Source organism: Kitasatospora sp. NPDC004531, from assembly GCF_053602195.1.
Genome location: NZ_JBSGDD010000003.1, coordinates 124,006 through 147,645 on the forward strand (window position 1 = coordinate 124,006; position 23,640 = coordinate 147,645).

At 74.5% G+C, this 23,640-nt stretch carries 22 protein-coding genes and 1 pseudogene; 13 read left to right on the forward strand and 10 right to left on the reverse strand.

Annotated elements, in window-relative coordinates; genetic code table 11:
- Nucleotides 1-63: 63 nt before the first annotated feature.
- A complete protein-coding gene (locus ACWEMJ_RS02780) occupies nucleotides 64-627 on the reverse strand; it encodes a hypothetical protein (RefSeq protein WP_452135120.1) in 564 nt (187 codons plus the stop codon).
- 95 nt (nucleotides 628-722) lie between these two features.
- On the opposite strand from ACWEMJ_RS02780, the gene ACWEMJ_RS02785 reads away from it, so the two are divergent.
- A complete protein-coding gene (locus tag ACWEMJ_RS02785) occupies nucleotides 723-1,136 on the forward strand; it encodes a VOC family protein (RefSeq protein WP_452135121.1) in 414 nt (137 codons plus the stop codon).
- A gap of 113 nt (nucleotides 1,137-1,249) precedes the next feature.
- On the opposite strand, the gene ACWEMJ_RS02790 is transcribed toward ACWEMJ_RS02785, so the two are convergent.
- Nucleotides 1,250-1,852, reverse strand: a complete 603-nt coding sequence (locus ACWEMJ_RS02790) for an HAD family hydrolase (RefSeq protein WP_452135122.1) — start codon at nucleotides 1,850-1,852, stop codon at nucleotides 1,250-1,252.
- A gap of 72 nt (nucleotides 1,853-1,924) precedes the next feature.
- Complete coding sequence (locus tag ACWEMJ_RS02795) at nucleotides 1,925-3,169, reverse strand: MFS transporter (protein WP_452135123.1); 1,245 nt, start codon at nucleotides 3,167-3,169, stop codon at nucleotides 1,925-1,927.
- 26 nt (nucleotides 3,170-3,195) lie between these two features.
- Here ACWEMJ_RS02795 and ACWEMJ_RS02800 point away from each other — a divergent pair, with 26 nt between their 5' ends.
- Both ACWEMJ_RS02800 and ACWEMJ_RS02805 read left to right on the forward strand, forming a co-directional pair.
- Nucleotides 3,196-3,717, forward strand: a complete 522-nt coding sequence (locus tag ACWEMJ_RS02800) for a CGNR zinc finger domain-containing protein (RefSeq protein ID WP_452135124.1) — start codon at nucleotides 3,196-3,198, stop codon at nucleotides 3,715-3,717.
- A 33-nt stretch (nucleotides 3,718-3,750) separates the two neighbouring features.
- Nucleotides 3,751-3,876: pseudogene (locus ACWEMJ_RS02805) on the forward strand (LacI family DNA-binding transcriptional regulator); the annotation flags it as partial.
- 87 nt (nucleotides 3,877-3,963) lie between these two features.
- Here the strand turns inward: ACWEMJ_RS02805 and ACWEMJ_RS02810 are convergent.
- Nucleotides 3,964-4,479 (reverse strand): hypothetical protein, encoded by a 516-nt coding sequence (locus ACWEMJ_RS02810; RefSeq protein WP_452135125.1) that lies wholly within the window; start codon nucleotides 4,477-4,479, stop codon nucleotides 3,964-3,966.
- Nucleotides 4,480-4,603: 124 nt separating this feature from the next.
- Here ACWEMJ_RS02810 and ACWEMJ_RS02815 point away from each other — a divergent pair, with 124 nt between their 5' ends.
- A complete protein-coding gene (locus tag ACWEMJ_RS02815; RefSeq protein ID WP_452135126.1) occupies nucleotides 4,604-4,948 on the forward strand; it encodes a hypothetical protein in 345 nt (114 codons plus the stop codon).
- Nucleotides 4,949-5,272: 324 nt separating this feature from the next.
- On the opposite strand, the gene ACWEMJ_RS02820 is transcribed toward ACWEMJ_RS02815, so the two are convergent.
- Together ACWEMJ_RS02820 and ACWEMJ_RS02825 are read right to left on the reverse strand one after the other, a co-directional pair.
- Nucleotides 5,273-6,379: a LacI family DNA-binding transcriptional regulator gene (locus tag ACWEMJ_RS02820; protein WP_452135127.1), complete on the reverse strand. Its 1,107-nt coding sequence runs from the start codon at nucleotides 6,377-6,379 to the stop codon at nucleotides 5,273-5,275.
- A 157-nt stretch (nucleotides 6,380-6,536) separates the two neighbouring features.
- Nucleotides 6,537-7,406: an acyl-CoA thioester hydrolase/BAAT C-terminal domain-containing protein gene (locus tag ACWEMJ_RS02825; protein ID WP_452135128.1), complete on the reverse strand. Its 870-nt coding sequence runs from the start codon at nucleotides 7,404-7,406 to the stop codon at nucleotides 6,537-6,539.
- A gap of 171 nt (nucleotides 7,407-7,577) precedes the next feature.
- On the opposite strand from ACWEMJ_RS02825, the gene ACWEMJ_RS02830 reads away from it, so the two are divergent.
- From ACWEMJ_RS02830 to ACWEMJ_RS02845, 4 genes are all read left to right on the forward strand, one after another.
- The gene (locus ACWEMJ_RS02830) at nucleotides 7,578-9,962 is read left to right on the forward strand and encodes a penicillin acylase family protein (protein WP_452135129.1); all 2,385 of its coding nucleotides are present in this window, start codon (nucleotides 7,578-7,580) and stop codon (nucleotides 9,960-9,962) included.
- A 76-nt stretch (nucleotides 9,963-10,038) separates the two neighbouring features.
- Entirely contained in the window at nucleotides 10,039-13,971 is a 3,933-nt protein-coding gene (locus ACWEMJ_RS02835) for a tetratricopeptide repeat protein (protein ID WP_452135130.1), read from the forward strand.
- Nucleotides 13,972-14,034: 63 nt separating this feature from the next.
- Nucleotides 14,035-14,523 carry an RrF2 family transcriptional regulator gene (locus ACWEMJ_RS02840; protein WP_452135131.1) on the forward strand — a complete coding sequence of 163 codons (489 nt, stop codon included), beginning with the start codon at nucleotides 14,035-14,037 and terminating at the stop codon, nucleotides 14,521-14,523.
- Nucleotides 14,524-15,368: 845 nt separating this feature from the next.
- A complete protein-coding gene (locus tag ACWEMJ_RS02845; RefSeq protein WP_452135132.1) occupies nucleotides 15,369-16,586 on the forward strand; it encodes an MFS transporter in 1,218 nt (405 codons plus the stop codon).
- Here the strand turns inward: ACWEMJ_RS02845 and ACWEMJ_RS02850 are convergent.
- The 3 genes from ACWEMJ_RS02850 to ACWEMJ_RS02860 form a co-directional block, all read right to left on the reverse strand.
- Entirely contained in the window at nucleotides 16,573-17,322 is a 750-nt protein-coding gene (locus tag ACWEMJ_RS02850) for a hypothetical protein (protein WP_452135133.1), read from the reverse strand. The two genes, ACWEMJ_RS02845 and ACWEMJ_RS02850, sit on opposite strands and share 14 nt — an antisense overlap.
- Before the next feature lie 166 nt (nucleotides 17,323-17,488).
- Nucleotides 17,489-17,749, reverse strand: a complete 261-nt coding sequence (locus tag ACWEMJ_RS02855) for a hypothetical protein (RefSeq protein ID WP_452135134.1) — start codon at nucleotides 17,747-17,749, stop codon at nucleotides 17,489-17,491.
- Nucleotides 17,746-18,009, reverse strand: coding sequence for a hypothetical protein (locus tag ACWEMJ_RS02860; protein ID WP_452135135.1), 264 nt, complete (start codon nucleotides 18,007-18,009; stop codon nucleotides 17,746-17,748). The genes ACWEMJ_RS02855 and ACWEMJ_RS02860 overlap by 4 nt, the downstream gene beginning before the upstream one ends.
- 388 nt (nucleotides 18,010-18,397) lie before the next feature.
- Between ACWEMJ_RS02860 and ACWEMJ_RS02865 the strand changes: the two genes are divergently transcribed.
- Both ACWEMJ_RS02865 and ACWEMJ_RS02870 read left to right on the forward strand, forming a co-directional pair.
- Nucleotides 18,398-19,201, forward strand: a complete 804-nt coding sequence (locus ACWEMJ_RS02865; protein WP_452135136.1) for an SAM-dependent methyltransferase — start codon at nucleotides 18,398-18,400, stop codon at nucleotides 19,199-19,201.
- A gap of 203 nt (nucleotides 19,202-19,404) precedes the next feature.
- Nucleotides 19,405-19,920 carry a DUF4328 domain-containing protein gene (locus ACWEMJ_RS02870; RefSeq protein WP_452135137.1) on the forward strand — a complete coding sequence of 172 codons (516 nt, stop codon included), beginning with the start codon at nucleotides 19,405-19,407 and terminating at the stop codon, nucleotides 19,918-19,920.
- Nucleotides 19,921-20,008: 88 nt separating this feature from the next.
- Here the strand turns inward: ACWEMJ_RS02870 and ACWEMJ_RS02875 are convergent, their stop codons facing one another.
- The gene (locus ACWEMJ_RS02875; protein WP_452135138.1) at nucleotides 20,009-21,112 is read right to left on the reverse strand and encodes a hypothetical protein; all 1,104 of its coding nucleotides are present in this window, start codon (nucleotides 21,110-21,112) and stop codon (nucleotides 20,009-20,011) included.
- Nucleotides 21,113-21,351: 239 nt separating this feature from the next.
- Here ACWEMJ_RS02875 and ACWEMJ_RS02880 point away from each other — a divergent pair, with 239 nt between their 5' ends.
- From ACWEMJ_RS02880 to ACWEMJ_RS02890, 3 genes are all read left to right on the forward strand, one after another.
- Nucleotides 21,352-21,714 carry a MarR family winged helix-turn-helix transcriptional regulator gene (locus ACWEMJ_RS02880; protein ID WP_452135175.1) on the forward strand — a complete coding sequence of 121 codons (363 nt, stop codon included), beginning with the start codon at nucleotides 21,352-21,354 and terminating at the stop codon, nucleotides 21,712-21,714.
- Complete coding sequence (locus tag ACWEMJ_RS02885) at nucleotides 21,711-23,144, forward strand: MFS transporter (protein WP_452135139.1); 1,434 nt, start codon at nucleotides 21,711-21,713, stop codon at nucleotides 23,142-23,144. The genes ACWEMJ_RS02880 and ACWEMJ_RS02885 overlap by 4 nt, the downstream gene beginning before the upstream one ends.
- A gap of 64 nt (nucleotides 23,145-23,208) precedes the next feature.
- Nucleotides 23,209-23,373 carry a hypothetical protein gene (locus ACWEMJ_RS02890; protein WP_452135140.1) on the forward strand — a complete coding sequence of 55 codons (165 nt, stop codon included), beginning with the start codon at nucleotides 23,209-23,211 and terminating at the stop codon, nucleotides 23,371-23,373.
- Nucleotides 23,374-23,640 lie beyond the last annotated feature (267 nt).

Consider the following 23,640-nt stretch of genomic DNA (forward strand, 5'->3'; position numbering starts at 1 on the left):
GCCGGCAGGCTCCCGGACGGCGCTGACCGTGATCGCCACAGCAGCCCGGACGGCGCCGGACCGCTACCGCCGGCGACGGCTCCGGCGAGGGTCGTCGGCCGCGCCGAACGCCGTCTCGGCGGCCGCCAGCACCAGGAAGCTTCCCAGTACCGCGAACACCGCCGGTACGCCGGTGAAGATCCGCATCTCGGCGGCGCGGCGCCGGTCGTACTCGGCCCGGTCGATCTCCGCGCGCACCGAGGTCCGTCCGCGGTCGCCGACTTCGTGCTTCGTCCAGTAGTAGCCGGAGGCGTCCTTGCCGACCTCTCCCGCGCCGCCCGCGGTCGCCAGCCCGATCGCGATCAGGCAGGCCGCGAGCGGGTAGCCGAGCTTCACGCCGCGCGGCAGCAGCCGCAGGTACCGCAGCAGGTCGAAGCCGTTGCCGCGCCGCAGGAACGGCACCGACCAGGAGCGGACCAGGGCGACGACGAAGAGCAGCACGATCGCCAGCAGCGTCGGGGCCCACAGCCAGGCGGGCGCCATCCAGCGCAGCGGGGGCGCGGTGGCGGCCATGCAGAGCAGTTCGACGGCGCACAGCGCCCAGGCCGCGACAAAGTGCACCCGGTGGCTGCCCCGCAGTACCTCCACGTCCCGCCCCCGTCCACGCGTTCCCCGAGCTGCCCGCGCAGCCTATCCCCGGTATACCCCTGACCGGCACCCTTGCTCTGCGTAGACTGCCCCACATGGCTTGCCGCATCAGTGAGTTGATCCTGGACTGCACCGATCCCGAACTGCTCGCCGGGTTCTGGTGCGAGGTCCTCGGCTACGTCGAGCTCGGCCGCGAGCCGGACGGCGGCATCGAGATCGGCCCGCCCGGCACCGGCTTCGGCGGCCCGCAGCCGACCCTGATCCTCAGCCCGAGCGCCGACCCGCGCCCGGCGAAGCTCCCGCTGCACCTGGACGTCAGCCCCACCGACCGCGACCAGGACGCCGAACTGGCCCGCCTGCTCGCCCTCGGCGCGAAGCCCGCCGACGTCGGCCAGAGCGGCGAGGAGAACTGGCACGTCCTCGCCGACCCGGAGGGCAACGTCTTCTGCCTGCTGCGCGCCCGCATCCCGGCCGTCCCACCGGAGCGGTCGGACGGCAGCAACGGATGACGGGCACGGCCACCTGCTACCTGCTACCTGCTACCCGCACCTGACGCGGCCCGCTGCCGACCGAGTGGGAACCGCCGCTGTGCAGAGGGGACTTGACGGGCGGCGCGGCGCGCTCAGCCGGTGATCGTGCGGACGTCGACGGCGGCCATCCCGGCGCGGGCGGCGGCGAGCAGGCCGGTGTCGGCGTCGTCCAGGACCAGGCAGTGGGCGGGGTCGACGCCGAGGCGTTCGGCGGCGAGCAGGAAGATCTCCGGTGACGGCTTGCCCTCGGCGACGTCGTCGCGGGTGACGGTGCAGCCGAACAGCTCGGCCAGGCCGAGGTGCCGCATGGTCGCCTCGACGGTGGCGCGCATGCCGCCGGAGGCGACGGCGATCGGCAGCCGGCCGGCCAGGTCACGGGCCAGGTCGGCGACCCAGCCGATCTCCCGGACGTCCCCGAGGTGGTCGAGGTAGCGGGCCTCGCAGTCCGCGACCAGGGCGTCCACGGTGACGCTCGGGGTGATGCCGTGCTGACGGAAGGCGTCGGCGATGGTCTCGGGCGTCGAGGTGCCGGTGTGGGCGAGGTACCAGTCGTGGCTGATCGGGATGCCGTACGGGCCGAGGGTGTCGGACAGCGCCTTGTAGTGCGCGGTGTGGGTGTCGGCGAGGGTGCCGTCGAAGTCGAAGAGGACGGCTCGGCGGCCGGTGAGCAGGTCGGGGTCGAGCGTGCCGGACACGGTTTTCCTCCCGGGTGGGCCGGTTGACGTCCGCGACCATTAGGTCTGTTCGCGGAGCGGGCTGTCAAGGCGTCAATGCCCGGGCCGAGAAGGGGAATTGCGACCGGCCGTGGCGGCCAGCGCGGCGGCGACCAGCAGGCACAGCAGCGCCCAGGCCGGGGTGAAGCCGCCGGTGAGGTCGACCAGCAGGCCGAGCACGGGCGGCACGGTGACGATGGCGATCTGGTTGACGGACATGGCCAGCCCCAGGGCGAAGCCGGTCCGGCCCGCCGGGGCCGACTCGGTGACGTGGGCGACCCACGGGCCGTACCAGCCGAAGCCGAAGAAGCCGAGCCAGACGAAGACGCCGGAGGCCACAGCCGGCACCCGCCCGGCGGGTGTCATCAGCACGGCCAGCCCGGCGATCACGGCCGCCATGCAGGCCAGCACCACCGGGTAGCGCCCCGACCTGCTGCGGTCGCTCCAGGCCGCCAGGCAGATCCGCCCGACGACGCCCGCGACCTGGGACGCCACCAGCACCAGCGCCGCCCGCCCGGCGTCGACCGACGCCGCCTGGTGGAGGTGGAGCACCGTCAGGATGCCGACGCCGCACTGCACCGAGATCAGGCTGGTCCCCGACAGCATGATCCGCACGGTGGACGGTTCGCGCAGCATGCCCAGCCGCGCCCGGAGCTGCGCCGCGAGCGGGCCGGAGGCCGCCGGGTCGGACGGCACCGGCGGCCTGCGGTAGCAGCCCGTGAAGAGCACCGCGCCGAGCAGCGCGACCAGGCCGCCGGTCAGCAACGTCGCCCGCCAGCCGAACTCCCGGGCGATGAACGGGAGTACCGCCGAGGCGAGCGCCGCCCCCAGCGGCAGGCCGGCCTGTCGGATGCCCATCGCGAAGCCGCGCTGCGAGGCGTCGAACCAGGACGCCACCGACTTGCTCCCGCCCGGCTGCACGGTGCTGTACCCCGCCCCGACCACCAGCAGCGCCACCAGCAGCGCCGGGTACCCGGGTGCCAGGCTCCCTGCGCCCAGCGCCAGCGCGACCACGCCGGCCCCGGCCCCGACCACCCAGCGCTCGGAGTGCCGGTCCAGCAGTGCTCCGGCCACCAACAGGCCGACCAGAGGCGCGAGTTGGGCCGCCGAGACCAGCAGGCCGAGCTGCGCCGCACTCAGCCCCAGGGCGCTGCGCAGCTGGACGCCGAGCGCGCCGATGCCGCCGACGAAGAAGCCGGACGCCGCCTGGGTGAAGGTGGCGACCCCCAGCACCGTCCAGCGGTAGCGCCACGGGTCGCGGGCATCGGGACGCGGGGGCCTGACGGCTTGTTGTGTCATGCCGACCAGCCTGTTGTAATGGCCTTGTGCAGCTCAACCCTTACGGCGAGGACGCGGTGAACCTGGCCGCCGACCTGGCCAACCCCCGGCCCGGGAGCGCGGGCGAGCTGGCGGACCGCTGCCTGGCGGCCGGGCTGCTGCTCGAACGCCCGGTGACGGCGGACGACCTGGCCCGAGCCCAACTGGCCCTGGACGCCTGGGAGTCGGTGGTCGACGCCGCCGACGACCGGGAGCGCGCCGACCGGCTGAACCGGATGCTGGCCGAGGCCGCCGCCTACCCGCGGCTGACCTCCCACCCGGGCACCGGCTGGCACCTGCACTACCGCGATCCGGAACAGCCGCTCGGCTCGGTGCTGTTCACGCTGTTCGCGGTCGGCACCGCCCTGCACCTGGCGACCCGGGGCATGCACCGCCTGCGCCGCTGCGAGGTCGCCGAGTGCCACACTGCGTTCGCCGACACCTCGCGCACCGGCCGACAGCGCTACTGCTCGCCGCGCTGCGCCAACCGGGACGCCGTCCGCCGGCATCGCGCCCGATCGGCCGACTGAACGATTCCGACCGGGAGTTGACGTCAGCCGGCGGTGGCGGACGTCGCGAAGCCGGCGGGGGTGTCGCACCAGACGGTGTCGCGGGTCCTCAACGGTGCTCCGCACATCCGGCCGGGCACCCGGGACCGGGTGCTCGCCGCCATCCGGGAGCTCGACTACCCTTAGCCCATCGCACCGCTCCTCTCCCGCCACGACGGTAGAGACGACCCGACCAGGACGGGAGTGGCCGTCCCACGGGAGCGCCCATTACGGGCGGATGACGATGGTGCTGAGCGTGCCGTCACCCCAGACCGTGGTGCTCATCATCATCTGGCCGTCCAGGGACGCGACCGTGAACTCCGGAACGAAACGATCAGTGAAGAGGGTTGCGAAGCCGCTCCGCAGCAGGTCCACCTCACTCCTCACCAGGTCCCACTCGTCGAGCAGTCGAACACGGAACCACCCTTCGTACGGCTCATGGTCCGAATCGTCCCCGAGGCGCACGCGGCCGAGCGCGAGCAGAAACTCGCGCTTCTCGTCGAGGAGCCCGAACTCCGCGGCCATTCGGTGCCAGCCCGTGTTGACCTTGTCGGCGAAGTCCGAAGCGTTCAGGTCGGCGACCTCATCCGGGTGTGAGTCGAAGCGTCCGTGCTCAGGCCCGGCGCTCGCAGGCGACACGTACTTCGGCAGTGGGGGCAGTCGGACCTCCTGCTGGAATCGTTCGACGAGCCGGAGCCCGGCGGAGGCGAGCAAGTCACCTATCTCGGCATCAGTCAGAATCACGGCAGCACAGTAACCGCAACTCACGCCGCCCGGGCCGGATTTTCTGGCGATCCAAGAGCGCCTACCACCCCTTGATCGCAAGCTTCACTCGAAACGAGCCGCGCCCATCTGCGATCATCCGCTCATGAGCTACGACCTGGCTGTGTGGGATGGGGAGCGGCCGAGCGACGAGGACGCGGGCGCGGTGTTCGAGGAGTTCTACGAGCGTCACCTCGATTCGGAGGACGTGTTCGCGGAGCCGTCGCCGCGCATTGAGTCGTATGTCGAAGCACTCGTCGAGCGGTATCCGGACGATGTTCCTGGCAGCCCCTGGGCGTCACCGCCGGTCATGGGCGAGGCCTCGGGCCCGATCGTCTATCTGCTCATGTCCTACAGCAGGGCGGAGGAAGTCTCCGAATATGCCGCTGCGCTGGCTCGCGAGCACGGGCTCGTCTGCTACGACCCCCAGGGAGATACCCTTCGGGGCTGACTGGACAGGAACCACGGACTCCGGCTCTGCCGCCTCCGCCGGCTCGGATTGAACCGGCGGCGGTTCACCGGGACCCGGCAGGCTCTCGGGCGACGCGTCGCGGCAGCCGAGGGTGCCGTTGTCCGGGGCCGGCACCTCGCCGGTCGCAGCCCTGCTGCCGGCATACATCGCGGACCGATCGACCCATGTCGACAGACCGGTCACGGGCGGCTGCAGAAGGCCACCGTCGCAGCATCCTGAACCGGGAATCGGTGACAGTTGGACAGACCAGTATCACCCCCCGGCCGGCAGCGGCCGGAGCGCGCTGTGTGCAGTGACCACCCGTCAGGCCGGGCCGGCCGGGTCCGAGAACCGGGCTGCCGCACTGCCGTGTGCCGGCCTGCGGCTGGCGGCGGTGCCGGCGGTGTCGGCGGTGCTGGCCCGGACGACCAGTCGCGGTGCGATGGTCACGTGCGTGACCGGTGTGCCGGGTTCGTCGATCAGCCGTAGCAGCAGGTCGATCCCGGCGCGGCCGATCGCGGTGAAGTCCTGCCGGACGGTGGTGAGCGGCGGGGTGATGTACGCGCCCTCCGGGAGGTCGTCGAAACCGGCGACGGCGATCTCGGCGGGCATCCGCACCCCTGCCTCGTTCAGTGCGCGGACCAGCCCGAGGGCCATGTGGTCGTTGGCGGCGAACACCGCGGTCGGCCGTGGGCCCGCCCCGCCGCGGAACGCCTGCGCGACGACGCGCCCGGCCGCATGGCCCGAGGCCGGGCTCCAGTCGCCGGTCAGGTGCGGCGGGACGGGGAGGCCGGCCGACTCCAGCGCCGCCCGCCAGCCCTGCAGGCGGCCCTCCGCCTCGATCCATTCGCCGGGGCCCGCCACGTGCCAGACGGTGGTGTGCCCCAGCGAGAGCAGGTGCTCGGTGATCGCCCGGGCCCCGGCGAACTGGTCCACGGCCACCCCGGGCAGGTCCAGGTCGTAGCCGCCCTCCACCGTCACGATCGGGAACGGCTGGGGCAGCCGGGCCAGGGCTGCCACCGTGTGCCGGTGCGGTGTCATCACCACCACGCCGTCCACCCCCCAACTGCCCAGCCGTTCAAGGGCTTTGCGGAGCGCGTGCTCGGTCAGCTCCTCCAGGCCGACGGAGGCCACCAGGTAGTCCTCCTGCCGGGCGGCGCGCTCCAGACCTGCCAGGATGCTCGCCGGGCCGAACAGCGTGGTGTTGGCCGCCACCACGCCCAGCGTCCGGCTGCGCCTGGTGACCAGCGTCCGGGCCGCCGAGTTCGGCCGGTAGCCCAACTCCGCGATGGCCCGCAGCACCCGCGTCCTGGTCGCCTCGCGCACATTGGGGTGGTCGCTCAGAACCCGGGAGACGGTCTGGTGCGACACGCCCGCGACCGCCGCGACATCCGCCATCGTCGGCGGCCGCCGCTCCCCAGCCTCGTCCATGTCGCTCCCCGCTCTCCCGGTGCCCACGGTGACGGCGTTCACCCTAGTGGCCGCCGCTGCCCCACGACCGGCCACCTCGACGCGAACCCGGCAGCCATCCGGGAGGCTCGCGGACTTCGTGAAGCAGCGAACCACCGGAAGGCGACAACCGGAGCTTTCAGTAAGCTGATTGACGGTTCGTCAGAATGTCGAGCAGGCGTGGCAGGGCGGCGGCGAGGATCCCGGTGTCGGCCTCCGGGGTGCCGCCGTACGCGTAGACCGTGGAGGCCGCGGCCGGGCTCTCGCCGGGGAAGCGCGGGCGGTGGCCGGCGTCGGCGTGCTCCACGAGGTGGGCGTCGAGGCCGGCCGCGCGCCGGCGGGCGGCGAGCTGGTGGGCGGCGGGGGCGGAGGGCCACATCGCGTCGTCGCCGCCCGCGATCAGGAGGAGCTCGGCGCGGGTGCGTTCGACCGGGATCGCCGCCGCCGCGAGGCGGTCCGCGAAGGTCTGTTCGCTCTGCTCGTACCAGCCGCGGATCGCCACCGGCCGGCCGTCCGGCTCGGTGGGCTGCCAGGAGTCGTCCATCGGCACGAACGGCAGCGGCCGGCCCTGCCACGTCCAGCTGGAGCGGTAGGGGCGGTCGGCGCCGTCCGCGCCGGGGCCGACGTTGCACCACACCCGGGAGGTGGGTGCGATGGCCACCACCGCGTCCACCCGGGGGTCGTGGACCGCCGTCAGCAGCGCCGCTTCCGCGCCCTTCGAGCTGCCGAGCACGCCGATCCGCCGCGCGCCCTCGTGCCGCAGCAGGTCCACGGCCGCCGTGAAGGTCTCCAGCGGAACCTCGCAGATGCCGGGCGGCTGCCCGGGGCCGCCGAACCACCGGATCGCCAGCGTGGTCAGCCCGGCCCTGGCCAGCATTCGCGCCCGCTCCCGCTCCACCCGGCCGCTCGACCCGGCGAGCACCAGCACCGCGGCGCCGTCGCCGTCCTCGGGCGTGCACAGCAGGCCCTCCCAGGGCTCCGTCAACTCCCGTTCCCGCACCGTCTCCATGCGTCCGATCATACGAACGGGGGCGCACCGCAGGCCTGTTGCGCTCCGCCGGAAGGAGCACGTGCCCCCTCCGCCCGTCGGCCTCGCGGAGGAGGCGCGTCGTTCCGCGGAGCGACGACCGGCGGGCACGCGGTGCGGCAACGTGGCTCCATGACGCCCACAGACAATCTGATGCAACGTCAGCACCGCTCCAGGCCAAGGCGGTTGTGCTCCGCGATGCTGGCCTTCGGGCTCGCCGCCGGGCTGCTGACCGCCGGCGCGCAGGCCGCCGGCGCGCAGGCCGCCGACGCCGACCAGGCCGGTTGGACCGCGCGGATCAGCCGGACCGAGTTCGGCATCCCGCACGTCGTGGCCAGGGACTTCGGCGGCCTCGGTTACGGCTTCGGCTACGCCTACGCGCAGGACAACCTCTGCCAACTCGCCGACCAGGTGGTCACGTTGCGCGGCGAGCGCTCCCGCTGGTTCGGGCCGGACGGCCGGACCGCCGACCGGGTGCGCAACCTGGACAGTGACGCCTACCAGCAGAGCCTGCTGCGCTCCGGCACGGTCGAGCGCCTGCTGGCGCAGCCCGCACCGCTCGGGCCGACCGGTGAGGCGCGGCAGTTGGTGGACGGGTACGTCGCGGGCTACAACCGCTACCTGCGCGACACCGGCGTGCAGAACCTGCCGGACCCGTCCTGCCGGGGGAAGGGCTGGGTCGGGCCGATCGCCGCCGCAGACATCTGGAACGCCCTGTACGACGTGGACACCTGGGCGGGCACCCCCAAGTCCCTGGCGGCCACCGCCGTCCCGGCCGCCGCTGCCGACGCCCCCGACGCCCCCGAGGCTCTGCTCGCGTCCGTCCGGCCGGGCCGCGCGGGCGACGGGCCGGAGCTCGGCAGCAACGGCTGGGCGATCGGACGGGACGCCGCGCGCGGCGCAGGCGCCCTGCTGCTGGCCAACCCGCACCTCCAGTGGGTGGGCCCGAACCGGTTCTACCAGGCGCAGTTGACCATCCCGGGGGTCCTGGACGTGGCTGGCGCGGGCCTGTCCGGCATCCCGTTCGTGCAGATCGGGCACACCCGGTCGCTCGCCTGGACGCACACCGCCAGCTACGCCGACCACTCGACCTTCCTGCGCCTGTCGCTGGTGCCGGGCGACCCGACCGCGTACCTGGTGGACGGCCGGCCGGAGCGGATGACCGCGCAGCGCGTGCCGGTGACGGTGCGGGCCGCCGACGGCACGCTGTCCACCGTCGAGCGGACGCTGTACCGCTCCCGGTACGGCTACGTCCTGGGGCTGGGCTGGACCGCCGAGCACGCCTACACCGTGCTCGACGCCAACGCCGGCAACCTCCGCTCCCTCAACGAGTGGATGGCGATCGGCCGTTCGCAGAGCCTCGACGAGTTGCGGCGGGCGCAGCGCACCTACCAGGGCGCGCCGTGGGTGTACACGCTGGCCGTGGACGCCACCGGCACCGCGTACTTCACCGACTCCTCGGCCGTCCCGCACCTGCCCGACGCGCAGCGGGCGCGCTGCCTGGTACCCGGCGCGCTGGTCCCCGGCACGCTGGACGGCTCGTCCGGCGCCTGCGAGCCGGGCAGCGATCCGGACGCGCGGGTGCCCGGCGTGTTCGGCCCGGCCGACCAGCCGTCGCTGACCCGCACCGACTACGTGGCCAACTCCAACAACGGCCCGCGCCTGACCAACCCGGACGCGCCGCTGGGCGGCCTGCCCGCCGTCCACAACGCCGATCCCCGGCTGGACGCCCGTGCCCAGCTGGGCCTGCGGATGATCGCCGAGCGGCGGACCGGCGCCGACGGGCTGGGCGCGCCCGGCTTCACCCTCGGCACGCTCCAGGCGGCCATGTTCGGCGACCGGGTGCAGAGCGCCGAACTGGACCGCGACGACGCCGTCGCGCTGTGCCGGGCGCACCCGGCGATCACGGCGTCCGACGGCGCCCTGGTCGATGTGCGCGGCGCGTGCGACGTGCTCGCGGCCTGGAACCTGCGGGCCGACGCCGACAGCCGGGGCACCGTGCTCTGGCAGGCGTACCGCGACGCGCTGGCCGGCACCCGGACGCAGGCCTGGCAGACCGTCCCGTACGACCCGGCGCGGCCGCTGACCACCCCGCGCGGGATCGCCGCCGACAGTCCCGACGCGCAGCGGGCGCTGGCCGACGCGGTGCGCGCCCTGGCGGCCCGGGGACTGCCGGTGGGCGCGGCGATCGGTGAGGTGCAGCGCTGGGGAGGCGTGCCGCTGCACGGCTGCGCGGGCCCGACCGGTTGCTTCAACGTGCTGACGGCCGGGCCGAGTTCGGGCGCGGGCGGGGGGACGTACCCGGCACCGGGGGCGACCGTCCCGCACGGGTCGGGCTTCCTGATGGCGGTCGAGCTGACCGACCGGGGCCCGCGCACCCGGACGCTGCTCGCCTACGGCCAGTCGGCCGATCCGAGCTCGCCGCACTTCACCGACCAGACCCGCATGTACGTGGCCGGGCAGTGGGTGACGGAGCGTTTCACCGAGGCCGAGATCCGCTCGGCGCCGGGGCTGACCGTCACCACGCTGCGGCGCTGACCGGGCGGCCGACCGCCGCCGGGGAGCATCTAGGGTGGTGGGGTTGGGCGGGTTCGGGGCAGGGGGGCGGGGCGTCGTGGAGCGGTCGCGGCTGGTGGGGGTCGCCGGGCCCGGCGGGGCGGGCTCGGGGTACGCGGTGGGCGGCCGGCTGGTGCTGACGTCGGCCCATGTGGTGCGCGGCGAGGGCTCCTCGGAGGTCACCGTGTTCCGGCCGGCGGGGGCGGGGCCGGTCGGGGCGCGGGTGGCCTGGTGCGGGACGCCGGGCGGGCGGGACGACGCGGCGCTGCTGGTGGTCGAGGAGTCGCTGTGGGCCGAGCCGCCGGGGCCGGTGCGCTGGGGGCGGCTGGTGACGGACCGTCCGGGGGCGGAGTGCGGGACGTGGGGGCTGCCGGAGCTGGCGCAGCGCGCGGGGCGTCCGGCCGAAGCGGTGCAGCTGGTCGGGGAGTTGAACCCGGGGACGGGCTTCGTCGACAACCGGCACGTGCTGGAGCTGCGGCAGCACCCGCCGCAGTGGCCGGGCGGCGGTTCCGCGTGGGGCGGCCTGTCGGGGGCGGCCGCGCACTGCGGCGAGCTGCTGGTCGGCGTGGTGGCGTCGGAGCGGGCGCATTCGGGCGGGGCACAGCTGAACCTGGTGCCCGCGTACGTGCTGCACCACGATCCGGCGTTCCGGGCGGTGTTGGCGCGGCACGGGGTGCCGGCGGCGGTGTTGGAGCCGGTGGAGTTGCAGCGGTTGGCCGATCCGGCGCTGGCGCCGGGGCGGGCGGCGGGGCCGGTGCGGTCGCCGGCGGCGCTGCTGCGGGCGGCGCGGCAGGTGGTGCCGTTCCACGGCCGGGCGGAGCTGCTGGGCGAGCTCGTGGAGTGGTGCGGACGCGGCGGGTTCGGTGCGTGGCTGCTGCACGGGCCGGGCGGCCAGGGCAAGACCCGGTTGGCGCACGAGTTGGCGGCGCGGCTGTCGGAGCGGCAGTGGGCGGTGCTGTGGCCGCGCCCGGACGCGGGTGCGGAGGAGTTGGCGGAGTGCCGGTGGGCGACGCGTCCGCTGCTGGTGGTGCTGGACTACGCGGAGCACCGCACCGGGCAGCTGGCCGCGCTGGTGGGCGCGGCGGCGGCGCACCGCGGGGGGACGCCGTTCAAGCTGCTGCTGCTGGCCCGGACCGACGGCGACTGGTGGCAGCAGGCCGTCACCGCCGACGACGTGGCGCAGGACCATTTGGAGTTCGCCCCGACGCGGCGGCTGGACGCGTTGCAGGAGGATCCGGCGGCCCGGCCGGCGGCGTACCGGGCGGCGGTGGACGCGCTGGCGGCGGCGCTGCCGTTCGTGGACGGCGGCGCGGAGCAGGACTGGGCGGGCGCCGCGGCCGCCCTGCCGGTGGCCGAAGGGCTGGAGCAGCCGGGCTACGGCAACGCGCTGACCCTGCAGATGGCCGCGCTGGCCGACCTGCTGGACACCACCGGGGCGGCCGAGTTCGCCGGGCCGCCGGGCGTCGCCGTGGTGGAGGACCGGCTGCTGGGCCACGAGCGCCGCTACTGGCAGCGCACCGCGACGGCGCTCGGCCTCGCGCCCGCGCTGTCGGCGCGGGCGCTGGACGCGGTGATCGCCGCCGCGAACCTGGCGGGCGCGGCCGACCGGGAGCAGGCGTCCGGGCTGTGGCGGGCGTTGCCGGCGCTGGCCGACCAGCCGCGCGACCGGCTGGACACGGTGACGGCCTGGCTCGGCGCGCTCTACCCGGCCCCCGCGCCGCAGCCGTTCGGGCCGCTGCCGCCGGACCGGCTCGCCGAGCGGCACATCGCCCGCGTGCTGGAGGAGGCCGACCCGGAGCTGCCCGAGCGGCTGCTGCCGATCCTCGACGCCGAGCGCACGGCGCAGCTGCTGACCGTCTGCACGCGGGCCGCCGCGCACCCGGCGCTCGCGGGCCGGCTCGATCCGCTGCTGACGCGGCTGTGCGTGCGCCACCGGGCCGCGCTGGCACCGCACTTCGTCGCGCTGGCCACCCGCACGCCGCGCCCCGGGCCGCTGCTGGCGGCGCTGGACGCGATCGTCGACGACCCGGGGACGCCGCTGGAGGAGCTGCTCGGGCTCAACGGGCTGCTGCCGGTGGCCAGTGAGGCGCTGGTGCGGCAGGCCGCCGGCCTCGCGCGGCGCCTGACGGAGCGGCTGCGGGAGCCGGCCGCCGCCGATCCCGAGCGGTACGGGCTGCTGTTGGCGGCCGTGCTCAACGACCTGTCGATCAGAGCGAGCCACCTCGGCCGGGCCGAGGAGAGTCTGGCGGCGATCCTGGAGGCGGTCGAGCTGTGCCGCGGCTTCGTCGCGGCCGATCCCGCGCTGCACAGCGTCGGGCTGGCCGTCCTGCTGGGCAACCTCGCCAACGAGCTCGTCGAGCTGGGCCGGCCGGAGGATGCGCTGGTCGCCGCGCAGGAGGGCATCGCGCTGCACCGGTCGCTGGGCGAGGCCGGGCTGGCGGGGCTGGCGGACGCCCTGGTCAGCCTCTCCCCGGTGCTCGCCGGTCTCGGTCGCCACGAGGACGGGCTGGCCGCCGTGCAGGAGGCCCTCGACGTGATCCGTCGGCTGGCGGAGGCCGATCCGTCCCGGCACGTGCGCCGACGGGCCACGGCCACGGCCCAGTTGGCGATCCGGCTGGGCGATCTCGGCCGCCTTCCGGAGAGTGCGGCGGCCGCCCGCCGCACGGTGGCGGTCTACCGGGCGCTCGCGGAGGCCGAGCCCGACGCGCACCTGTCCGATCTGGCCAGTGCGCTCGGCAACGAGTCGGAGGCGTGGCGGCTGCTGCGCCGGCCGGAGCAGGGACTCGCCCCGGCCGAGGAGGCGGCCGCCCTGTTCCGTCGGCTCGCCGAGCGCAATCCGGACGCGCACCTGCCGCGGCTGCGGACCAGCCTGTCCGTCCTCTCCGACCATCTGCACGATGTCGGCCGGCCCGCGGAGGCGCTGGCCCTCGCCCGGGAGGCGGTCGCCATCGCCCGGGCGCTGCACGCCACCCGGGCGGACCTCGGCCGGGCCGATCTCGCCGCGGCGCTGGTCGGCCTGTCCCGGCACCTCGGCGAGCAGCGCCGCATCGAGGAGGGGCTGGCGGCCGCCCAGGAGGCGGCCGAGCTCTGCCGCGCCCTCGCCGCCGTGCGCCCCGCCGTCCACGGGAACCGGCTCGCCACCGCCCTCAACCACGTCTCCAGCCATCTGCGGCTGCTCGGCCGGGCGGAGGAGGCGCTGGCCGGCCGCCTTGAGGAGGTGGAGCTGCTGCGCAGGCTCGACTCGCCCTATCGCCTCGCCCAGCTGGCCGGGGCCCTGGACGGCCTGGCGGACCAGCTCAGCTCGCTGGGACGGCACGCCGAGGCGGTGCCGTTCTGCGCGGAGGCCGTCACGGTGTGCAGCACCCTCGCCGACCGGGACGCGAACAGCCACCTGCCGCTGTTCCTCGGGGCCCTGATCCGGCTCAGTGAGGAGCTCCGCCTGGCCGGCGACCCCGTCCTCGCGGTCCGCCCCGCGCGCGATGCCCTCGACCTCTGCCGCAGCCTGTACGAGGGCGCCCCGGGTCCTCATCTGCCGTGGCTGGCAGTGGCGTTGGCCAACCTCGCCGCCTGCCTGGACGCACCGGAGCAGCTCGCCGAGCGGGCCGCCCTGACCGAGGAGGCGGCGGCCCTGCACCGCACCCTCGCGGAGAGCGATCCCGCCACCCACCGGCCGCTGCTCGCCCAGGCGTTGCTCATGGTGGCCACCAACTCCGGCCTGGCGGGCCGGACTTCGGACGCGATCGGCCCCGCGCTCGAAGCGGTCCGGGTCTGCCGCGACCTGCACCGCGCCGATCCCGAGGCCCACCGCTCGGCGCTGGCCGTCGCGCTGCACACCCTCGCGGTGGCCCACCTCGACCTCGGCGACCGCGCGCAGGCGCGGGACGCCGCGCTCCAGTCGCTCGACCTCCAGCAGGAGCGGCCCGCCGAGTTCGCCCACACCATCACGATGCTCCAGGAACTACTCCGGATCATCGACCAACTCCCGTCCTGATCCCGCCGGTTGCCCGGGGCGCCCGCTGGCGGCGCGGGATTCCGGACAGCTAGTATCCCGAACATGCGGACGAGCGAAGGCGTCGAGTGGGGCCTGCACTGCTGCCTCACCCTGGTGTGGCTGGACGGACCGGACCCGGTGCCGTCCGCGCGACTGGCGGCGATGTTCGAGCTGTCGCCGACGTACCTCAACAAGGTGCTCCAACGCCTCACCCGGGCAGGCCTGTTGACGTCCGCCCGGGGCCCGCGCGGCGGCGTCCGACTGGCCCGCGACCCCGGGCGGATCACCATGATGGACGTGGTGACGGCCGTCGAGGGCGCCGACCCGCTGTTCGCCTGCGCCGAGATCCGGCAGCACGGCGCCTCCGCCCAGGGCGCGCACACCCGCGAGTTCGCCCGCCCCTGCGGCATCGCCGCCGCGATGCGCCGCGCCGAACTCGCCTGGCGCCGCGAACTCGCCACCCGCACCATCGCTGACCTGGCCCACGACGCCCCGGCCACCACCGCCGCCCGCATCCGCCAGAACTACGCCCGCCTGCTCACCACAGCCTGACCCGCACAGCAGGCCCCCCGGGCCGGCGACGCCACCCCCGTCCGACCCGACTTCGACCACCGCACCTCCCGGAACCCCCGCCCCCCGGCCCGACCCGACTTCAGCCACCGCACGCCTCGGCCATGCCCGGTGCCACCCCCACCGGGCCAACCCCGGCGCAGCTCCGCCGCCACCGCAATTCCGCACCACCGAACCGAACGCCACCCACCCCGAACACCTCACCCACCCAACGCCACCACCCGAGGCGAAGCGCTGCACCACCGCGCCCGCGCGACCACCGCCGGCGCAGCTCCGCACCGCTGACCTGAACGCCACCCGCCCCGAACACTTCGCGCACCCGACACCACCGCCCAAAGCGAAGCGCTGCACCACCGCGCCCGCACAACACCCGCCGGCGAAGCCCGGCGCAACTCCCACCGCTGACCCGAACGCGGAACCGCCCCGAACGCTTCGCGCACCCGACACCACCGCCCAAAGCGAAGCGCTGCACCACCGCGCCCGCACAACACCCGCCGGCGAAGCCCGGCGCAACTCCCACCGCCATCGCCGCCGCCCGACCCGACTTCGACCACCCCACGCCCCGGACATCCTGGGCCCCGGCGCCGCCGACCGTCCCAACTCCGCTCCACCGAACCGAACGCCACCCACCCCGAACACCTCACCCACCCAACGCCACCGCCCGAGGCGAAGCCCGGCACCACCGCGCCCGCGCAACCACCGCCGGCGAAGCCCGGCGCAGCTCCCACCACCATCGCCCGCGCCCGCCCCATCCCGCCCAAGCCACCGTCCCGCCCCGACCCGTCCCCCAATTCAGGACACCCAACATCCCGAATAGGAGCCCTCCCATGCCAAAGGCCCTCAACTCCCCTCCCTCACGCACCCGTTCAGCCGCCCTCCGCCCCGCCCTCGTGCTCGCGCTCGGCACCTTCGCCGTCGGCACCGACGCTTTCGTCCTGGCCGGCTTCCTCCCCGCCGTAGCCTCCTCCCTCCATGTCTCGACCGCCGCCGCCGGGCAGTCCGTCAGCCTGTTCGCCGCCGTGTACGCCCTCGCCTCGCCGCTGCTCGCCGTCGCCACCGCCCGACTCCCCCGCCGTACGTTGCTGCTCGGCGCCCTGCTGCTGCTCGCCGCCGCCAACGCCCTCTGCGCGCTGGCCCCCGACTACCCCGTCCTGCTCGCCGGCCGCGCGCTCGCGGCTCTCGGTGCGGCCGCGTTCACGCCCACCGCCGGAGCGACGGCCGCCGCGCTGGTGCGGGCCGAGTCGCGCGGGCGGGCGCTCGCGGTGGTGATCGGCGGGCTGACGGTGGCCACCGCACTCGGCGTCCCGCTCGGACGGGTGGCCGCCGTCGGCCTGGGCTGGCGGGCGGCACTCGGCGCGGTCGCGGCGCTGAGCGTGCTGGCCGCACTCGCCGTCGCCCGGACGCTGCCCCAACTCCCGGGCGCCGCACCGGTTCCGCTGCGGTCGCGGCTGTCGGCACTGCGCCGCCCCGGGGTGCTGGCGGTGCTGCCGCTGACGGTGCTCGGCATGGCGGCGTGCTACGTCCCGTACTCGTACAGCGTGCCGGTGCTGGCGGCGGTGGGCGTCTCGGGGCGGGTGGCCGTGCCGGTCGCGCTGGTGCTGTACGGGGCGGGCGCGGTGGCGGGCAATCTCGCGGCGGGGCGGTGGACGGACCGGGTAGGCGCGGTGCGGGTGCTGACGGTGGGCTACGCGGTGATGGCGGTGTCGTTCGCGGCACTGGCGGCGCTCGCGGCAACACGGTCGCACAGCCTGCTCGCGGTGGCGGCGCTCGCGTTCCTGTGGGGCGCGAGCAGTTGGTGCCAGACGCCCGCGCAGCAGCACCGCCTGCTGGCCGCCGCGCCCGAACAGGCCCCGCTGGTGGTCTCGTTGAACTCGTCGGCGATCTATCTGGGCATCGGCGCGGGCACGGTGCTGGGCGGCGTGGCGCTGCCGTCGGGCGCGACGGCGGTGTTCGCACTGGCGGCCGTGCTGGCCTGCGGCGCGGCGGGGTTCCTGCGGGTGACGGTACGGGCCGCGCGCACCACGTCCGGTGCTACATCCACATGAACGGCTGGCCGGCGAGCGCGGAGGCGGCCCGCGCACTGGCGGTCAGCGTCTCGTCGGGGGCGGTGCCGCCGCCGCTGCCGGGGCGCTGGTCGGCGTAGCGGGCCTCGACGAGGGTGAGGTAGTGGCCGACCACCTCGACCTGGATCGCGGCCATCGGCCGGATGCCGGCGGCGGGGGCGATCAGCCCTTCGGGGAAGGTGAATTCGAACTCGGCGGCGTGGTCGCGGACGGCCTGCACGGCCCGGTCGGCGGTGCCCGGGTCCGCGAAGCGCAGTACCGTGACGCTGGTGATCACGGGCTGGTCGTTGCGGGTGAGCGCGACGCCGAGCCAGTCCAGGCAGTCGAGCTTCTCCAGCAGGTCGTGGCTCTTGTCGATCTGGAAGCCCTGGCATTCCACGCCGTCCCGGCTGGCGCTCCGGTGGGCCTTGAACACGTCGACCTCGTACGTGCGTTGGGCCGGGAAGTACCGCTCGGCCGTGAACGCCTGGGCCTCGGTCATCGGCTTGGCGATCTGCCCGGGGACGGCCGCGGCGGCGGCCGGCTGGGTGCTGGTGGGACCGAGCCCGGGCAGGATGTCGCCGGGGTGCGGCGTGGACACCACCCAGACGCCGCCGGCCGCGAGTACGGTGACGACGCTCCACAGGACGGCCAGGCGTCTGCGCTCGCCGACGGCCCGGTGCCCGGCCATCGGCTGGTCCTTGTCGGCGCCGACAGGCGCATCCCCCTGGATGGTCATGGCGCAGATTCTAAGCAGGTCATCCCACAATCCCACCTTCGGGTCGGGCCCTCCGGAGGCCCTCCGCCGCCGACCGTTCGGCATCGGCAATCGGCTTGTCAGCAGATGCGACGGTATGTCCAACATGCGTGCCAGCACCGGGCCCTGACCCGGCCACTGCGCCCGTTCATCCGCCGAGTCCTGGGACCCACACCAGGCGCAGCACGTCGATGGTGCGCTCGTCGGGGTTGACGAACAGCTCTGCGGTGACGGACGGCGCGAGGACCGCGCTGCGCAGGTCGCCCCACTCGTCGACGGGCGAGCCGGCCCGCTCGTCGAGCGTCACCAGCGCGGCGGTGACCAGCGCGAACAGCAGGTCGTCGGCCTTGGAGATCTCGACCATCGCCTGGGCGGGCTGATCCTGGAGCCAGACCCGCCAGCCCTTCACGCGACGGCCCCGACCTGCTGCGACCGCCCTGCCGCGAGCACCGGCCCGACCGCCGCCCGGAACCCGGACCGGTCGCCGCCGTACGCCGCCGACATGGCCCGCAGCCACCACGAGGTGATCACGGCCTCCCGGTCCAGCGGATCCTCGACCGGCCCCAACTCCGCGTAGAACCGCGCCCGTTCGTCGTACGTGAGCGCGTGTTCGATGCCGTTGATGCTGCGCGGCACCCGAAGCGTGCCGGACTCGGCCATGGCCGTCATACCCTGCCCTCCCGTCCCAATGCCTCCGACCGTACCCGCGCCCCACCCGATCCGTCTGCCGCGTTTCGCAACGAATCTCCGCTGCGGGAACGGCCGATGGCGGCGGATGCCCGGATTCACCGCCAAGTATGCGTCGCCGACGGCCGGTTCGCGCTTTCGTGTGCGCCCTCCCGACCACACCCGCTCCGCGACCTCCTTCCGCACCGAACCGTCCTCGCCGAAGCTTCCTCGCCGAACCTTCCTCGCCGAACCTTCCTCGCCGACCGACCGACGAACCGACCCGCTGCGCACCGAATTGCTTACGCAATGGCGGCGATTCGCTTTCCTGCCCGTTCGGGTGCTCCTAGCATCGGAGCACGGACATTCCGACAGACAGGGGTGGGTCTCCATGCCCGTGGACAGCGCCGGGATCGACCGGTCGAAGCCGAGCATTGCCCGCATCTACGACTACCTGCTCGGCGGTCAGGACAATTACCCCGCAGACCGCGAGATCGGTGACTTCTTCCTCCACGAACTTCCGGGGTCGGTGGAGGTTCCGGTCGAGAACCGCCGGGCCCTGATCCGCGCGGTGGGCGCGATGGCCGACGACGGCATCGACCAGTTCATCGACCTGGGCAGCGGCCTCCCCACCGCCGACAACGTGCACCAGGTCGCCCAGCGCCACCGCCCCGGCGCCCGCGTCGTCTACGTCGACAGCGACCCCACCGTCCTGGCCCACGGCCGCGCCCTGCTGGCCGCCGACGAACGCACCACCCTGATCCGGGCGGACGTGCGCGAGCCGGAGACCATCCGCCGCCACCCCGAGGTGACCCGGCTGATCGACTTCGACGAGCCGGTCGGCCTGGTGTTCAGCGCCGTCCTGCACCACGTCAACGACGACGAGCACCCCGCCGAGCTGGTCCGCTGGTGGACCGAGCGGGTGCCGTCCGGCAGCCTGCTCTACCTCTCGCACTTCCGCTCCGGCCACAACGCGCAGACCCGGCTCGCGGAGCAGAAACTGCACGGCGTCTTCGGCCGCGGCCGTTTCCGCACCGACGAGGAGATCACCGCCCTGTTCGGCGACCTCGACCTGCTCGAACCCGGCCTGGTGAACTGCTCCCGGTGGCGGCCCGAATCGCAGACCGGCACGGGCGAAAGCGAATTGACGGTATGGGGGCAGCTGATCTCCTGTGCCCTGGCCCGCAAGCCGTAGCGGGCCGCCGGCATTCCGCCGAACGGGTTTTGACTATTCGAACGCTGCCCCTATTCTTCACCCAGCCTGCGCGTGACCGGCACCGCAGACCCGATCAATGGGGGGCCGCAGTGCATTCCGAAACCGCTCACGACCTTCCGCACCCGCAGCTCCCGCCCCAGGCCGGCCGGTCCGCCGGCGGACCGTCCGCCGGCGGACCGGGGTTGGCCCTGGCCGCACAGATCCTGATCGGCGCCGAGACGGCGACGCAGCTGGTGTCGTCGGTGATCGGCGACCTTCAGCCGGCGGTGTCCCTCGCGCTGAACCCGCTGATGGTCGTGCTGTTCTTCGCCACCGTCGTGGTGTTCGTTCTCTGGTTCCGCAGGTGCCGGCTCAACGTCGACCGCATCGCCCCGGGAAGCTCGCAGTACACGGTCGGCCTCGCCTCCTGGGGCTGGTTCATCCCGCTGGCGATGTGGTGGATTCCGTACCGGATCGCGCTGGACATCTGGCGTGCGACCGCGCCCGGCGCCAAGGCCTGGCTGGTCCACGCCTGGTGGGTCGCCTGGCTCGCGAAGACCGTCGGCGGCGTGATCGCCGTCCGCCTCGGGCAGGACCTCTCCGGTGACTCGCCCTTCGGCGTGGCCACCGCCCTGGCCGCCGCTACGCTCGCCATTCTGTTCGTCCAGCAGCTCACCGACCGTCAGCAGGCCCGCCTGCGAGCCCTCCCGTCCGCGTAGCGCGACACCGGCCCGCGCGTACCCGCACCGGCCCGTCGGCCGAGGCCCACGCGGGCCCCGGCCGAACAGTGCCCGGCGGAGCTGCCTGTCAGGCGAGCGGCGCCCCGAATCCGGTGACGGCGCCCGGGTGCCCGGTCGGGTCGCCGACCAGGCCCGGCCAGACGGTCACCTCGCCTGCCGCGTTCGCCCCGTACAGGTCGGGGGTGCCGTCGCCGTTCAGGTCGCCGACCGAGCCGACGACGGGGTGGGCGGCGGGGTCGATGCCGCTGCCGAGGACGGTGCCCTGGGCGGGGTCGGCCAGTGCGGAGAAGTCGACGGCGCAGTTGGCGGCGGGGTTCCTGGTGATCGGGTACGCGAGGATCCGGCCGGTGCTGCGCTCGCGGGCCCAGAGCGTGGCCTGCGCGGTGGTGGTCGTCGTCCCGGCGGCGTCGGTGCAGGTGGTGGTGCCGTTGGCGGGGCCGGGGCCGATCAGGTCGTAGCCGCTCCAGTCGAGGCCGGAGAGCAGCCGGTCCGTCGCGGCGAGCGGCCTCGCGGTGGTGCTGCCGGGGGTGAACAGCCAGAGCTTGGTGCCGATCACCGCGACGAGGTTGGTCCTGACCGGGAGGTCGGCGGGCTCGTTGTTGACGGAGCCGATGGCCACGACCTGGGTGGCGTTGCTCCAGTCGGTGCCGAGCTCGGGCGGGCAGGCGATCGTGGCGCCGCCGGCGTCGAGGCAGCTGACCGGGCCCTGGGTGGTGGTGCCGTTGAGGTAGAACGCGGTGCGGCTGGTGATCCCGCTGGTCGAAGGCCGGTACAGGTAGAGCTGCGTGGCCCCGGCCGCGTGGGCGATCAGATCGTCCTGGAAGCCGCTGCCGACCAGTTTGCCGTGATGGGTGGTCTGCACGCCCTGCCAGGTTCCGGTGGGCGAGTCGACCGCAGCGCCGAAGAGCTGGCCCGTCTCGGCGGTCTCGGTGGTGTTCCGGATGGCGCGGAGGTTGCCGGCACTGTCCGGCAGCACGATCTCGGGGACTCCGTCGCCGGTGAGGTCGCCGTACCGGCCGCCCTGGGTCACGGCCGCCGCGCCCGCGATGGGCCCGGTCGCTGCGGCGGCCGGGATCCCCAGCAGGCCGAGCCCGAGCGTGCCGGAGGCGACCAGCGCGAGCAGGCGCGGCAACTGCCGTGCGGCGCGCCGGTCGGAAGTGCGATCGGACATGAATCGTCCCCCTCAGTCTGTCTGCCTTTCGGCAGGTTCATGACCCGTCGTGTTCGCGGGCCGCCCGATTCGATCACCTGCCTCCGACAGCGGCAAGACCCCTTTGCATAGCCTCTGAATATAAACGTGCTATGTTTTGGCTCATGAGTCGTCAAGACACCGACCCCGACCCGTCCGCCGCCATCGGATCCGCGCTGTACGGCCTGGCCACCAGGGCCGCCAGGCGGCTGCCGCGGGACATGAGCCTGACGTCCGCCGCCACGCTGGCCACCCTGGAACGGGGTGGGCCGCGGCGGATCACCGATCTGGCTGCGGTCGAGGGCGTGACGCAGCCCGCGATGACCTCGCTGGTGCGGGTGCTGGAGGAGTCCGGGCTGGTCGAGCGGCGGGGGGACGCGTCCGACCGGCGGGTCACGCTGGTGCACCTGACCGAGGCCGGCGCCGGCTACGTCCGGACGCGGCGGCGGGCGGGCGTCGAGGCGTTCGAGCGGTTGCTCGGCGGGCTCACCGGCGACGAGGTCGCGGCGCTGGTGGCGGCCCTTCCGGCGCTGGAGCACCTGGCGGAGCTCGAAAGCCGGGACCGCGAAGGGGCGCAGCGGTGAGCGGGCGGCCGGTCGGCGGGGTCGCGTTACCGGCGGCGAAGTCGGCGCGTCCCGAGGAGCGGCTGCTGGTCCCCGCGCTGATATTCGTCGCGCTGGTGGTGGCGGCGGTCGGCAGCCTCGGAACGCCGCTCATCACCAGCGTCGCGACCTCGTTCCACGTCTCGCTCGGCAGCGCGCAGTGGACGCTGACCGTCGCGCTGCTCAGCGGCGCCGTCGCCACGCCCGTCCTGGGGCGGCTCGGCGCCGGGCCGCACCGGCGGGCCACCGTCCTCGTCACGCTGGCGGTGGTGGTCGCCGGGAGCGCGCTCACCGTGCTGCCGCTGCCGTTCGCCTGGCTGCTGGCCGGCCGGGCGGCACAGGGCATCGGGCTCGGGCTGACGGCGCTGATGATGGGCGTGGCCCGCGACCACCTCCCCGAGCAGCGCGGCGCGGCCGTGATCGCGCTGATCTCGGTGGTCTCGATCATCGGGGCCGGCGTCGGCTACCCGCTGGCCGCGCTGCTCGCCGAGTTCGGCGGGGTGCGGGCCGCCTACGGCCTCGGACTGGTCGTCACCGCCGCCGCCCTGCTGGCCGCGTGGCGCTCCGTGCCGGAAGCCCCCGAGGGCCGCTCCGCCCGGGTGGACGTGGCGGGCGCGGTCCTGCTGGCCGCCGCGCTGCTCCTGGTGCTGTTCCTCGCCGGCGAGCGCAGTCTGTGGAGCGAGCACCCGGCCGTGGCGGCGGGCCTGGCCGTCCTCGCGGTGGCGCTGCTCTGCGTCTGGGCCGTCGTCGAGCTGCGCAGCCCGGCGCCGCTGGTCGATGTGCGGGCGGTGCGGCACCCGGCGGTCGCCTGGGCGAACCTGGCCATGTTCGTCGGCGGGATCGGCATGTACCTCCTGCTGACGCTCATCACCCGGTACGCGCAGACGCCGCACGGCGCCGGCTACGGCTTCGGGCTGACGACCTTCGTCGCCGGGCTGGTCCTCGTCCCGTTCTCGGTGCTGGGGTTCGCCGCCGGCCGGCTCACGCCCCGGGTCCGGACGCGGATCGCCGACCCCCTGCTGCTGGCCGGCAGCGCCGTCGTGGTCGGTGGCGGGTTCGCGCTGTTCGCGGCGGCCCGGTCGGAGCTGGCCGAGTTGTTCGTCGCGATGGGCGTGCTCGGCTTCGGCGTCGGCGGCTTCTCCGCGGCGATGCCCGGCGTCATCCTGGCCGTCACCCCGAAGCACGAGACGTCGAGCGCGATGAGCTTCAACTACGTTGTCCGCAGCGTCGGTTACTCGCTGGGCAGCGCCATCGGCGGCCTGGTCCTCGCCGCAGGCACCGGCCCCGACCGGCGCTTCCCCGACGACAGCGCGTACACCACCGCGGCCCTGGTCGGCCTCGCCGCCATGGCCGCCACCGCACTGACCGCCCTCGCCATCGCCCGCCGACGCCCCGCCGGGACCACCCCGTGAATCGGAAGCACTCACTCGTCGGACCTGCCCGACCTGTCCGCCGCAGTGGGCGTGCTCAGCTTCGGTGGCTTCTCCGCCGCCGAGCAACACGAGCTTCAACTACGTTGTCCGCAGCGCCGGTTACTCCCTGGGCAGCGCCATCGGCAGCCTGGCCCTCGCCGCAGGCACCGGCCCCGGCCAGCGCCTCCCGACCCTGGCCGGCCCCGCCGCCATCGCCGTCACGTACTGACCGCCCTCGCCCGCCGACGCCCCACCGAGACCACCCCCTGAACCGGAAGCACTCACTCGTCGGACCTGCCCGACCTGTCCGCCGCAGTGGGCCTGCTCGGCTTCGGCGACTTCTCCACCGCCGAGCGCCACGAGCTTCAACTACGTTGTCCGCAACGTCGGTTACTCCCTGGGCAGCGCCATCGGCGGCCTGGTCCTCGCCGCAGGCACCGGCCCCGGCCGGCGCCTCCCGACCCTGGTCGGCCTCGCCGCCATCGCCGTCACGTAC